General features: G+C 69.2%; 9 protein-coding genes. 8 read left to right on the forward strand and 1 reads right to left on the reverse strand.

Annotated features, from left to right (window positions below; all coding sequences use genetic code 11):
• The coding region (locus CKO43_RS22495) for a DUF4124 domain-containing protein (RefSeq protein WP_200380037.1) at nt 1-238 on the reverse strand (238 nt) is incomplete at its 3' end.
• A 111-nt stretch (nt 239-349) separates the two neighbouring features.
• On the opposite strand from CKO43_RS22495, the gene guaB reads away from it, so the two are divergent.
• From guaB to CKO43_RS22535, 8 genes are all read left to right on the forward strand, one after another.
• The gene (gene guaB, locus CKO43_RS22500) at nt 350-1,822 is read left to right on the forward strand and encodes an IMP dehydrogenase (protein ID WP_200231252.1); all 1,473 of its coding nucleotides are present in this window, start codon (nt 350-352) and stop codon (nt 1,820-1,822) included.
• Entirely contained in the window at nt 1,819-3,087 is a 1,269-nt protein-coding gene (locus CKO43_RS22505; protein WP_242481299.1) for an MFS transporter, read from the forward strand. Before guaB ends, CKO43_RS22505 begins: the two co-directional genes overlap by 4 nt.
• Nucleotides 3,088-3,163: 76 nt before the next feature.
• Entirely contained in the window at nt 3,164-4,768 is a 1,605-nt protein-coding gene (gene guaA / locus CKO43_RS22510) for a glutamine-hydrolyzing GMP synthase (RefSeq protein ID WP_200380038.1), read from the forward strand.
• Nucleotides 4,769-5,141: 373 nt separating this feature from the next.
• Complete coding sequence (locus tag CKO43_RS22515) at nt 5,142-6,236, forward strand: AraC family transcriptional regulator ligand-binding domain-containing protein (RefSeq protein ID WP_200380039.1); 1,095 nt, start codon at nt 5,142-5,144, stop codon at nt 6,234-6,236.
• Nucleotides 6,237-6,661: 425 nt separating this feature from the next.
• On the forward strand, nt 6,662-8,416 hold the full coding sequence (locus tag CKO43_RS22520; RefSeq protein WP_200380040.1) for a putative bifunctional diguanylate cyclase/phosphodiesterase: 1,755 nt from the start codon (nt 6,662-6,664) through the stop codon (nt 8,414-8,416).
• Nucleotides 8,417-8,689: 273 nt separating this feature from the next.
• Nucleotides 8,690-10,279, forward strand: coding sequence for a methyl-accepting chemotaxis protein (locus CKO43_RS26240; protein ID WP_275951996.1), 1,590 nt, complete (start codon nt 8,690-8,692; stop codon nt 10,277-10,279).
• Between the two features lie 707 nt (nt 10,280-10,986).
• Complete coding sequence (locus tag CKO43_RS22530; protein WP_200231260.1) at nt 10,987-12,801, forward strand: carbon starvation CstA family protein; 1,815 nt, start codon at nt 10,987-10,989, stop codon at nt 12,799-12,801.
• Nucleotides 12,802-12,909: 108 nt separating this feature from the next.
• The coding region (locus CKO43_RS22535) for a pyruvate formate lyase family protein (protein WP_276570318.1) at nt 12,910-13,228 on the forward strand (319 nt) is incomplete at its 3' end.

Below are 13,228 nucleotides of genomic sequence, written 5' to 3' on the forward strand. Positions count from 1 at the left end.
GGCGGGCCGGCGCCGAAGCGGCGCTCGCGGCAGCCGGCGGCGGCGCGGCACGGCGCGCGCTGGCCGGGCGCTGCAGGATGTCCTTGTCGGCCACTTCGCGCGGCGGCGGCAGGTCGCTGGCCGTGATCTGGCCGTTGCGGTCGCGCCAGATCCATTGCGCCTGCACCGCGCCGGCGACGGCAAGCAGGCAGGCCGCGACGGCGAACGGGCGTAGCGACGACAGGCGGGGCATGTGCATCGAATCAGTGTAGTGCTGCGCGCCAGCGCCGGATTTGACAGAGCCGTGCACCCGGCGTCAGGTGTCGACTCTTCCCTATAATCCGCTTTTGCGTCTGGAGCTTTCCTCAGCATGCGCCTACTCGGCAAAGCGCTCACCTTCGACGATGTGTTGTTGGTGCCGGCGTACTCCCAGGTGTTGCCCCGCGACACCAGCCTCAAGACCCGTCTTTCCCGCAACATCAGCCTGAACCTGCCGCTCGTATCGGCAGCGATGGACACGGTGACCGAAGCGCGCCTGGCGATCGCCATCGCGCAGGAGGGCGGCATCGGGATCGTGCACAAGAACTTCACGCCCAAGCAGCAGGCGGCCGAAGTCGCACGCGTCAAACGTTACGAGTCGGGCGTGCTGCGCGACCCGATCACGGTGACGCCTGACACGACGGTGCGCGAGGTGCGCGACCTGTCGCGCCAGCACGGTTTCTCGGGCTTCCCGGTGCTCGAAGGCGCCAAGGTCGTCGGCATCGTCACCAACCGCGACCTGCGCTTCGAGGTCCGCCTGGACGCCCCGGTGCGCGAGGTGATGACGCCGCGCGATCGCCTGGTCTGGGTCAGCGAGGAAGCCTCGCTCGACGAAGCCAAGGAGCTGATGCACCGCCACAAGCTGGAGCGCGTGCTCGTCGTCAACGAAGCCTTCGAGCTGCGCGGGCTGATGACGGTGAAGGACATCACCAAGCAGACCGACTTCCCGAATGCCGCACGCGACAGCCACGGCAAGCTGCGCGTCGGCGCCGCGGTCGGCGTCGGCGAGGGCACCGAGGAACGGGTCGAGCTGCTGGTCAAGGCCGGCGTCGACGTGCTCGTCGTCGACACCGCGCACGGCCACAGCGCCGGCGTCATCGAACGTGTGCGCTGGGTGAAGAAGAACTTCCCGCAGGTCGACGTCATCGGCGGCAACATCGCCACCGGCGCCGCCGCCACCGCGCTGGTCGAAGCCGGCGCCGACGCCGTCAAGGTCGGCATCGGCCCGGGCTCGATCTGCACCACGCGCATCGTCGCCGGTGTCGGCGTGCCGCAGATCATGGCGATCGACAACGTCGCCACCGCGCTGCGCGGCAGCGGCGTGCCGCTGATCGCCGACGGCGGCATCCGCTACTCGGGCGACATCGCCAAGGCCATCGCCGCCGGTGCCGGCACCGTGATGATGGGCGGCATGTTCGCCGGCACCGAGGAAGCCCCGGGCGAGGTCATTCTCTACCAGGGCCGCAGCTACAAGAGCTACCGCGGCATGGGTTCGATCGGCGCGATGAAGGCCGGCTCGGCCGACCGCTACTTCCAGGAAAACGACGAGTCCGCGAACCCGAACGCCGACAAGCTCGTGCCCGAGGGCATCGAAGGCCGCGTGCCCTACAAGGGCTCGATGCTGTCCATCGTCTACCAGATGGCCGGCGGCCTGCGCGCCTCGATGGGCTACTGCGGCTGCGCGACGATCGAGGAGATGGCGGCCAAGGCCGAGTTCGTCGAGATCACCGCTGCCGGCATTCGTGAGAGCCACGTGCACGACGTGCAGATCACGAAGGAAGCGCCGAACTACCGCATGGAATGAGCGGCGACCCGACGTCCCCCGCGCCGGTGCATCCGGGCGGCCGGCCGGCCGCGATGCGCTTCATCATGCTGGTCGTCCTGATCGACATGCTGGCGGTGGGCGTCATCTCGCCGGTGCTGCCGGCGCTGGTCGGTGTCTTCACCACCAGCCCGTCGGAGCAGACCTACTGGTACGGCGTGGTCGCGTTCTCGTACGCGGTGGCGTGTTTCGTCGGCGCGCCCATCCTGGGTGCACTGTCCGACCGCTACGGCCGACGCCCGGTGCTGCTGCTGGGTTTCTGCGGCCTGGCGTTCAACTTCTTCATGACCGCGCTGTCCACCTCGGTGTGGATGCTGGTCGCCTCGCGCATCGTCGGCGGCGCGATGCAGGCCAACGCCGCGGTCGCCAACGCCTACGTCGCCGACATCACGCCGCCGCAGGAGCGCGCCAAACGTTTCGGCATGCTGGGCGCGATGTTCGGCATCGGCTTCATCCTCGGGCCGGTGATCGGCGGCATCCTCGGCGGCGTCGACCCGCATCTGCCGTTTTTCGTCGCCGGCACGCTGGCCTTGCTGAACCTGGCCTACGGCTACTTCGTGCTGCCCGAGTCGCTGCCGCTGGAACGCCGCCGCGCCTTCGCGTGGAAGCGCGCCAACCCGTTCTCGGCGCTGAAGGAACTGGCGCAGCTGAAGGGTGTCGGCGCGCTCGTCGCCGTGCTCGGCTGCGCGGCGCTGGCGCAGTTCTCGCTGTACACGACCTGGGTGCTCTACACGACCTTCAAGTTCGGCTGGGGGCCGGCGCAGAACGGCTGGTCGCTGTTCGCGATCGGCCTGGTGTCGGCGATCGTGCAGGGCGGGCTGCTGGGCCGCATGCTCAAGCAGTTCGGTGCCAAGCGGCTGGCGGTGATGGGGCTGCTGTCGTCGACGCTGGCCTTCGTCGCCTTCGGCCTCGTCACCGAGGGCTGGATGATGTACGTCGTCATCGCCGCCAACATCCTGGGCAACACGATCACCGCGTCGCTGCAGGGCCTGGTGTCGGGTGCCGCGCAGCACGACAACCAGGGCCAGACCATGGGCTCGGTGAGCTCGCTCAACAGCCTGATGGCGGTTGTCGCACCGATGCTGGCCGCGCCGCTCTTGGGGCTGGTGTCGCACCTGCCGCAGGGCGACTGGCGCATCGGCACGCCGATGTTCTTCTCCGCGGCACTGCAGGCCCTGGCGCTGGCCTTCGCGATCGCCCATTTCCGCAAACAGCGCCGAGCGCGGCTGGCCGCCAACGCCGCGTGATCCCCCGGCCCGCCTCGCCGCCACGACCTGCCGGTCGGGTGCGCGCGGCGGGCCTTCAACTCTCCAGAGCCTGACGATGCACGACAAGATCCTCATCCTCGACTTCGGGTCGCAGGTCACCCAGCTGATCGCACGCCGCGTGCGCGAAGCCCACGTCTATTGCGAGATCCACCCGAACGACGTCAGCGACGCCTTCGTGCGTGAGTTCGCCCCCAAGGCGATCATCCTGTCGGGCAGCCACGCCAGCACCTACGAAGCCGAAGACCTGCGCGCGCCGCAGGCGGTGTGGGACCTGGGCGTGCCGGTGCTGGGCATCTGCTACGGCATGCAGACGATGGCGGCGCAGCTGGGCGGCGCGGTCGAAGGCGGCAAGACACGCGAGTTCGGCTACGCCGAAGTCCGCGCCCACGGCCACACCAGGCTGCTCGAAGGCATACAGGACTTCGCCACGGCCGAAGGCCACGGCATGCTGAAGGTCTGGATGAGCCACGGCGACAAGGTCACCACGCTGCCGCCGGGCTTCAAGCTGATGGCCAGCACGCCGAGCTGCCCGATCGCCGGCATGGCCGACGAGGCGCGCGGCTACTACGCCGTGCAGTTCCATCCCGAGGTCACGCACACCGTGCAGGGCAGGGCGCTGCTCGAGCGTTTCGTGCTGCAGATCGCCGGCGCCCGGCCCGACTGGGTGATGCGCGACCATGTCGAAGCAGCCGTGGCCCGCATCCGCGAGCAGGTCGGCGACGAGGAAGTCATCCTCGGCCTGTCGGGTGGCGTCGACTCCAGCGTCGCCGCGGCGCTGATCCACCGCGCCATCGGCGAGCAGCTGACCTGCGTCTTCGTCGACCACGGCCTGCTGCGCCTGAACGAAGGCGACATGGTGATGGACATGTTCGCCGGCAAGCTGCACGCACGCGTGATCCGCGTCGACGCCAGCGAGCTGTTCCTGGGTGAGCTGGCCGGCGTCTCCGACCCCGAGGCCAAGCGCAAGATCATCGGCCGGCTCTTCGTCGACGTCTTCAAGGCCGAGGCTGCGAAGCTCAAGGCCGGCAGCGGCGGCCACAAGGGCGCCAGCTTCCTGGCGCAGGGCACGATCTACCCCGACGTCATCGAGTCGGGCGGCGCCAAGACCAAGAAGGCGACGACGATCAAGAGCCACCACAACGTCGGCGGCCTGCCCGAGCAGCTGGGCCTGAAGCTGCTGGAGCCGCTGCGCGACCTGTTCAAGGACGAGGTGCGCGAGCTGGGCGTCGCAGTCGGCTTGCCGCCGGAGATGGTCTACCGTCATCCGTTCCCGGGCCCGGGCCTGGGTGTGCGCATCCTGGGCGAAGTGAAGAAGGAATACGCCGACCTGCTGCGCCGCGCCGACGCCATCTTCATCGAAGAGCTGCGCAATTTCCGCGACGAAGCCAGCGGCAAGAGCTGGTACGACCTGACGAGCCAGGCCTTCACCGTCTTCCTGCCGGTCAAGAGCGTCGGCGTGATGGGCGACGGCCGCACCTACGACTACGTCGTCGCACTGCGCGCGGTGCAGACCAGCGACTTCATGACCGCCGACTGGGCCGAGCTGCCGTACGCGCTGCTGAAGAAGGTCTCGGGCCGCATCATCAACGAGGTCCGCGGCATCAACCGCGTCACCTACGACGTCAGCAGCAAGCCGCCGGCGACGATCGAGTGGGAATGAGCCGCACCGGTCTTCGCGCCCCGGCGCGGCCGTCGGCCACCTGGTGCCGGTTCCGGTTCGTTCCCGACGGTTGATCCGGGAGCAACTCTCCCGCTGCCCGGGCAGGTTTGCCGGCCGTCGGCGCCGCTTCGCGCCGCCGACGGCGCAGCTTGCAAGGCCCGCCGTCCCGCATCCGCGCCCTGCGGAGTCTTAGCCGGCGCAGTTCGCGAGGGGAGGCAGCGGGCGCCAGCCCCGCGTGCGCGCGGGCTCGTGCAGCGCCGCCCCGACAGCCGCCTTGGCCAATCCGTATCCAGACGCCTGTCCTCGCGACCCAGGACCGGAGCCAGCCGCGTGTGCGACGGCTGCGCATTCGCCAGATGAGTTGGAGTCGTACGTGAAACAGTCTTCGGACGCCCCCGCGCCGCCGGAATCGGCCCACGGCAGCCGGGCTGCGAGCACCCGCATCGCGCCGGTGTACCTGATCCCGCTGCTGGCCGCGCTGCAACAGGACGGATTCGACAGCGACCGCCTGTTCCACGGTCTGGGCCTGACCGCTGGCGATCTGGCCGTTCCCGGCCTCACGGTTTCGCCCGACGAGGCCAACACCGTGGTGCGCCGGGCCCTGCGCCTGCTGGACGCACCCGATCTCGGCCTGTCGCTGGGCATTCAGACCCGGATCACCGAGCGCGGCGCAATGGCCTTGGGCCTGCTGGCCGCCGCGACGCTGGGTGACGCCATCGCGCTGGCACTGCGGTTTCCGCAGAGCGCCGGCTACCTGCTGGCGGTGCACGAGGAGCGCGGCCAAGGCCTGCACCGGATGGTGGCGGAGCCGACGCCGGGCAACGTCGACATCGCACCCTTCCTGGTCGACATCATGTTCGCCGGCACCGTGCGCCTGCGCCGGCAGGTCACCGAGTCCAACTACGCTCCGGTGTCGGTGGAACTGGTGCGTGCACGGCCGGCCAACGCCGCGGCCTACGAAAGGCACTTTGCCTGCCCGGTGCGTTTCGGCTGCAGCCGCAACGTGCTGACGTCGCAGCTGTCGGGGTTCGACTTTGCGCTGCCGATGGCCAACACGATGGCCTATCGCCTGTCGCGGCAACTGCTGGAGCGGGAACTCGAACGCACCGGCAGCCCGTCGGTGCTCGGCCTGGCGGTCGAGCGGGCGATCCGGCGTGCGCTGCCGCTGACGGCGGCTCCGGCCGATCTCGCCAGCGCGCTCAACCTGAGCGAGCGCAGCCTGCGCCGCAAGCTGGCGCAGGAAGGCCTGAGCATCCGGAGCCTGCTCGACCAGGCCCGCAAGGCGCGGGCACTGGAACTCATGTCCGGCGCCAGGCGCTCGCTCACCGAAGTCGCGCTCCAGACCGGCTTCTCCGACGTGCGTGCGTTCTCGCGCGCCTTCAAGCGCTGGACCGGCAAGCCGCCGTCCACGCTGCGTGGCGCGGCGCCTGCCGCGCTCGCCGTGCAGGCCCCGGCCGGCGACGACTGAGACCGGCCGCAGGACGCCGGAAGGCGTCGTGTGCCTGACCAAGGCCTGAGCGCGATTTCACGCGCGACGGCTGCGTTGCAACCGGCGCTGCGCGCCACCGGTCCAACCGGCGGCTGCGATCGGCCGTGCCGGTCCAGCGATTGGCCTTGCAGGTCCTGCGCCGCAGCCCTGCCGCGCCGAACATCAAACCATGTGCCGGCACCTCGCCGTTGGAGGTGTGGCGACCGTTCGGCCTCCGGCTCGACCGGGCCGGGCACGTTCCTGCCCGGCCGGTGGCCGGTCGGCCGTGCCGCCTCTCCCTCCGATCCTGCTTCGTGGAGTCGACACCCCATGAGTCTTGCCGTTCCGACGCTCGCCCACGAGCCCGCCGCCGTGCCGGCCCCGCCAGGCGCCGCCGGCCTGCCTGCGGCCGCCGGGGCCCGCCTATGAGTGCCCACCCGGTCGAGGCGGGCAGTGGAGACGCCGATACGGCGCGCCAGGAGAGCTCCGCGGGACGCGCTTCGGGGCTCGCCGCCGCGGTGCCGGCTGCGCAGCACGCGCTGCTGCGCACGGCACTCGAGCACCTGCCCCACGGGGTGTGCGTGTTCGATGCTGACGATCGCCTGGTGCTGGCCAACCGGCGCTACATCGAGCTCTGGCAGTTGCCGCCCGGGCTGGCGCTGCCGGGCACGGCGCTGGCCGCGATCCTGTCCGCGGCGCCGGGCTGCGAGCGCAGCTGCGGCGACGCGGCGCTGGCGGACGCCGTGCCGCGCCGCGAATGGCTGAGGGACGATGGACAGCGCATCGGCATGGACCTCACCCGGCTGCCCGCAGGCGGGCGGATGGCGCTGGTCGAGGACCTCACCGGCCAGCGCCAGGTCCAAGCGCAGGTCGCCCATCTCTCCCGTCACGACGAACTCACCGGGCTGCCCAAACGTGCGGCGCTGTACGAGGAGTTCGAGCGCCTGCTGGCGCGCGGCACCGGAGCCGAGGATCTGGCGCTGATCTGCCTCGACCTGGGCCGCTTCAAGACCGTCATCGACCAGTTCGGCCATGCCGCAGCCGATCAGCTGCTGTGCGAGGCCGCCGAGCGGCTGCGCGGCTGTACGCGCCGGACCGACCTGATCGTGCGCCTGGGTGGCGACGAGTTCGCGGTGCTGCAGAGCGGGGCGGAACAACCGGCGAGCGCCAAGGCCCTGGCGCAACGCATGATTGCCGTCCTGTCCCGGCCGTTCGAGCTCGCCGGCGGCCGCGCGCACCTGGGCGCCAGCGCCGGCATCGCGGTCGCGCCATTCCAGGGGCGTGACGCCGAGACGCTGCTGCGCCAGGCCGGGCTGGCGTTGTGCCAAGCCAAGGCCGATGCACGCGGCGGTTCACGTTTCTTCGAGCCGGGCATGGATGCCGGCGCCCAGGCGCGGCTCAGCCTCGAAGCCGACCTGCGGCAGGCCGTCGCCGAGCGCTCGCTGCAGCTGCACTACCAGCCCAAGATCCATCTGGCCGATGGCGTGGTCGCCGGCGTCGAGGCGCTGCTGCGCTGGCATCACCCGAAACGCGGCTGGGTCTCGCCGCTGGACTTCATCCCGGTGGCCGAGGAGACCGGCCTGATCCTCGCCATCGGCCGTCAGGTGCTGGCAAAAGCCTGCGCCGACGCCAGGAACTGGCCGTCCGCGGTGCACGTGGCCGTCAACGTGTCGCCGCTGCAGTTCAGGCATGGCTCGCTGCTGCGCGACGTGCTCGCCGCGCTCAAGGCATCGGGCCTGGAGGCCAACCGCCTCGAGATCGAGATCACCGAGACCGTGATGATGGAAGACACGCCGCGAGCCGTCGAGCTGCTGGCCCAGCTGCGGCGCCACGGCGTGCGCGTGGCCATGGACGACTTCGGCACCGGCTTCTCCTCGCTCGGGCTGCTGCGCAGCTTCGCGTTCGACCGCATCAAGATCGACCGCTCGTTCGTGCGCGATGTCGACACCCACGCCGACGCCCGTTCCATCGTGCGCGCCATCGCCGGCCTGGGGCACAGCCTGGGCATGGCCGTCACCGCCGAAGGCGTGGAGACCGCGGCGCAGCTGGACGCCGTGCGGCGCGAAGGCTGCGACGAGGTGCAGGGTTTCCTGTTCAGCCCGGCGCGGCCGGCCGGCGAGATCCCGGGCTTGCTGAAGACCGTGGTCGCCGCCGGTCTCGGGCGCCTGGCTGCCGACTGAACACGCGTGCCCGCGGCGCCGGCGCTGCGGCGCTGCGGCGCTGCGCGTGCCCTTGGTCACGGCCGCGGCCACGGTGATGCGGCGGATGCCACGTTCCGCCGCCCTTCGTGGCCCGCGCAGCACGCGCTGGCCGCGCCGGTCGTCTGCGTGGCCGTCGCGGCCTGTGTCCAGGGCCCAGCCGGGCCGATGTCGGGTGCGGCGCGGCCGCTGCTCGCGAACTGCAGCGCACCAGCCTCGCCCATCCTTTTGCCGTCCACGACAAGGAAGAACCACATGCTCAGGGCCCTCGGTTTCAAACACAAGATCAGCCTGCTGGTGGCCAGCGCCGTCGTCTGCACGGCGGCGGTCAGCGCGCTGGCTGTGATCCAGGCGCGCACCGACATCGTCGACGGGCGCCGGGCGGCCTTGCGCAACGCGGTGCAGTCGGCGGCCAGCATCGCCGCCGGTTATCAGGCGCAGGCGGCAGCCGGCACCATGACGCAGGACGAGGCGAAGAAGGCGGCGCGCGAAGCCATCCGGCTCTCGCGCTACGGCGGGGCCGACGGCAAGAGCGACTACTTCTACATCCTCACCACCGATGGCACGGCGGTGATGCACCCCTTCACCCAGAGCTGGGAGGAGGGGCGCTCGGTGCTCGACACGAAGAACCCCCAGGGCGTGTACACCGTGCGCCATCTCGTCGATGCCATGGCCGCCAGCCAGGACGGCACCGCGTTCACCGAGGCCGACTACGCCCGGGCCGGTGATACCGACCCGCAGGCCAAGGTCTATCCCAAGCTGCAGTACCTGAGCACCGTGCCGGGCTGGAACTGGATGGTGGGCTCGGGCATGTACATGGACGACGTGAGTGCCGAGGTGAACGCGGTCGCGATGCGGGTCGCGGCCATCTGCCTGGTGGTGCTGGCCGCCATCGGCACGCTGGGCGTGTTCGTGACGCGCAGCGTGCTCAGGCAGCTGGGTGGCGACCCCGAGCAGGCGGTCGACTTCGCCCACCGCGTGGCCGACGGTGATCTCGGCAGCCGCATCGAGGTCCGCGCCGGCGACTCGAGCAGCCTGCTCGCGGGGCTGCAGCAGATGCAGCTCAGCCTGTCGGACGTGGTCGCCAACGTGCGTGCGCACTCCGAGTCGGTGGCCACGGCCTCGGCCCAGATCGCCCAGGGCAACAACGACCTGTCGGCGCGCACCGAACAGCAGGCCAGCGCGCTGCAGCAGACCGCGGCGTCGATGGAGCAACTCAGCGCCGCGGTCCGGCAGAACGCGGACAGCGCGAAGCAGGCCAGCGCGCTTGCCGTCGGTGCCACCGAAGTCGCCGGCCGGGGCGGCGAGGTCGTGGCACAGGTGGTCGACACGATGAACGGCATCAACGCCAGCTCCAGGCGTATCGCCGACATCATCGCCGTCATCGACGGCATCGCCTTCCAGACCAACATCCTGGCGCTGAACGCCGCGGTGGAAGCGGCCCGGGCGGGTGAACAGGGGCGTGGTTTCGCCGTCGTCGCCGCCGAAGTGCGCAGCCTGGCCAAACGCAGTGCCGACGCGGCCAAGGAGATCAAGACGCTGATCAACGACAGCGTCGAGCGCGTGCAGCAGGGCAGCACGCTCGTCGACCGTGCCGGCGCGACGATGACCGAGGTCGTGAGCGCCGTCCGGCGGCTGACCGAGATCATGGGCGAGATCAGTGTGGCCAGCGCCGAGCAGAGCGTCGGTGTCGCCCAGGTCGGCGAGGCCGTCGGCCAGATGGACCAGGTGACGCAGCAGAACGCCGCGCTGGTCGAACAGAGTGCCGCCGCGGCCGAGAGCCTGAAGACGCAGGCGCAGCAGCTCGTGCAGGCCGTGGCCGTGTTCAAGCTGGCCCATTCCTAGGGGCCAGGCACGCGTCGGCTTCACGGCGCGTCAATCCGGCCTGAGCGCGCGGCGCGGCGTGTTGCTGGCCCAGAAACTGGCCTGGAGTCGGCGCTGCGTGCTGCGCTCGTCGATTTGCTGCGCCGTTGGCGGGCCGGCAGCCGCTGCGGCGCCGCCGTTCGCCTGCCCCCTTTTACCGTTCGCCGCCGGCCTCGCGCCGTTCAGCGGCGGATTCCACCTGCGCGTGACGCCAGTCCACATCGTGGAATCTGAGGCGTCGCGGGGCTAGAAATTGATGTGAATCAATAACTCTGGCCGCTCCCGGCGCCGGCGCCCCCGAATAGCCCGCTTACCTCGGTACGGCAGCACGCGAACCCGCTTCGGGCCCATGCCACCGCGGCCGGCGGCAGCGCCTGCCGCCCGCGTCCTCTGCCGCTCGCCCGCGCTGGCGACCGCTCGCCCCCGGAAAACGACCGCTGGGCACAAAGTTCCAGGTTTCGGTGGCGCCCTTGAGTTATTGCAAGGTGCGCCCCGGTAAATCTGTTGGGTGATTTTCGAGGGCTCCCGTCGAAACCACTGACCCCCAGGTTTGCACCGTTCACCGGTGCTGGCCTACCGCTCCCGGGAAAGCCCTGCGGGGGCCACGGTCGACTCCTAGGATGCAAAGCGTCGGACACGTAAGACAGACACCTCGGACACTTCGATCAACTCCACTGGATGGACGAAAAATGGACCAAGCCATCTACTTCGTTGTTCTGACAGTTTGCATTTTGGCCCTGGCATATCGCTTCTACGGGATATTCTTTGTGCGCAAGGTGCTTGCTGCGGACGACAAGGAAATCACCCCCTCGCACCAGCTGCAGGACGGCAAAAACTACGTACCCACGAAGAAGTGGGTCAATGCCGGTCAACACTTCGCGGCGATCGCCGCCGCCGGCCCGCTCGTCGGGCCTGTGCTCGCAGCCCAGTTCGGTTATCTGCCAGGTTTCATCTGGCTGCTCGTCGGTGCCGTTGTCGGCGGCGCGGTGCACGACACGGTCGTGCTCTTCGCGTCGATGAAACACCAGGGCAAGTCGCTCTCCGAAGTCGCCAAGGCCGAACTCGGCCCGGTCGCCGGCTGGAGCACTGGCCTGGCGATGCTGTTCATCATCACGATCACGATGGCCGGTTTGTCCATCGTCGTCGTGCATGCGCTGGAACGCAACGCCTGGGGCACCTTCGCGGTCTTCATGACGGTGCCGATCGCGATCGCGCTCGGTCTGTATGAACGCTACGTCGGTTCGTCCAAGTGGGCGACCTACGTCGGTGTTGCCGCCGTCGCCGCCTCCGTCGCCGCCGGCCCGCATCTGCAGGGCACGGTGCTCGGCGAATGGCTGACGCTGCACAAGACCACGGTTTCGTGGGCGCTGCCGATCTACGCCTTCTTCGCCACCGCGCTGCCGGTCTGGATGCTGCTCACCCCGCGCGGCTACCTCTCCAGCTTCATGAAGGTCGGCGTCTTCCTGGCGCTCGTCGTCGGTGTCGTCGTCATCAACCCGACGATCCAGTTCCCGGCGCTGACCGAGTTCATCCACGGCGGTGGCCCGATCCTGAAGGGTTCGGTCTGGCCGTTCATCTCGATCACGATCGCCTGCGGTGCCATCTCCGGCTTCCACGCCTTCATCGGCTCGGGCACCACGCCCAAGCTGGTCGACAAGTGGAGCGACATCCAGACGGTGGCCTTCGGCGCGATGCTGGCCGAGTGCCTGGTCGCCGTGATGGCCCTGATCGCCGCGACCTCGCTGCACCCGGCCGACTACTTCGCGATCAACTCGACGCCTGAAGTCTTCAAGACCCTGGGCATGACGGTCGTGGACCTGCCGCACCTGAGCCAGGAAATGGGCATCGACCTCGTCGGCCGGACCGGCGGTGCCGTGACGCTCGCCGTCGGCATGACCTACATCTTCACGAAGATCTCGTGGTTCACCGACCTGGCCGCGTACTTCTTCCAGTTCGTGATCATGTTCGAGGCCGTGTTCATCCTGACGGCCGTCGACTCGGGCACCCGCGTCTCGCGCTACCTGATCCAGGACCTGCTGGGCGACTTCTTCCCGGCGATGAAGAAGCTGGACTCGGTTCCGGCCGCGATCACCGCCAGCGTCATCGCCTGCGTGCTCTGGGGCTACCTGCTGCTGTCCGGTGACATCGGCTCGGTCTGGGCGCTGTTCGGGGTCTCCAACCAGCTGATGGCTTCGATCGGTCTGATGATCGGCGCGACCATCGTCCTGCGGATGGCGGCCAAGCGCCGCTACGTGCTGACCTGCCTTGTTCCTCTGGCGTACCTGTTCGTGACCGTCAACTATGCCGGTTACTGGATGATTACTAACGTATACCTGAACAGCGCAGCCAAGGGCTACAACGTCTTCAACGGGGTTATCGCCTCGGTGATGCTGGTTCTCGGCGCGGTCATCATGGTGGCCTCGGTGAAGCGCTGGCTGGTTCTCTGGCAACAGCGCGCCACGTCCAAGGCAATTCCTGCCGACCTGAGCCCGGCGCAGGCCTGACGACTAGATAGAACGGTCGAACGCCGTTCCGACAAAAAAGGTTCCGGCCGACCCGGCCGGAACCTCCACGAAACGCCTACAAGCAGTTTTCGCCAGAAGGATTGAAAAATGAACACGATGACCATCATCAGTAGCCGCGCCGACGCCTGGGAGGGTTTTGCCGGCGGTCACTGGGAAACGGCGGTCGACGTCCGCGATTTCATTCAGAAGAATTACACCCCGTATCCCGGCGACGCCGCCTTCCTGGCCGGCGCCACCCCCCGCACCCTCGGTCTGTGGCAGACGCTGCAGGTCCTGCTGAAGCAGGAACAACAAAAGGGCGTGCTCGACGTCTCGACCGACCGTCCGTCGACCATCGTCGCCCACGACGCCGGCTACATCGACGCCGAGCGTGAACTCATCGTCGGCCTGCAGACCGACGCCCCGC

The sequence above is a fragment of the Rubrivivax gelatinosus genome (assembly GCF_016583785.1).
In the GTDB taxonomy this organism is placed as follows: Bacteria; Pseudomonadota; Gammaproteobacteria; order Burkholderiales; family Burkholderiaceae_C; genus Rubrivivax; species Rubrivivax gelatinosus_B.

Excerpts from the sequence above, each read along its gene's own strand:
- guaB (WP_200231252.1), top strand. The coding sequence starts at position 350 with ATGCGCCTACTCGGCAAAGCGCTCACCTTCGACGATGTGTTGTTGGTG.
- CKO43_RS22505 (WP_242481299.1), top strand. The coding sequence starts at position 1,819 with ATGAGCGGCGACCCGACGTCCCCCGCGCCGGTGCATCCGGGCGGCCGG.
- guaA (WP_200380038.1), top strand. The coding sequence starts at position 3,164 with ATGCACGACAAGATCCTCATCCTCGACTTCGGGTCGCAGGTCACCCAG.
- CKO43_RS22520 (WP_200380040.1), top strand. The coding sequence starts at position 6,662 with ATGAGTGCCCACCCGGTCGAGGCGGGCAGTGGAGACGCCGATACGGCG.
- CKO43_RS26240 (WP_275951996.1), top strand. The coding sequence starts at position 8,690 with ATGCTCAGGGCCCTCGGTTTCAAACACAAGATCAGCCTGCTGGTGGCC.
- CKO43_RS22530 (WP_200231260.1), top strand. The coding sequence starts at position 10,987 with ATGGACCAAGCCATCTACTTCGTTGTTCTGACAGTTTGCATTTTGGCC.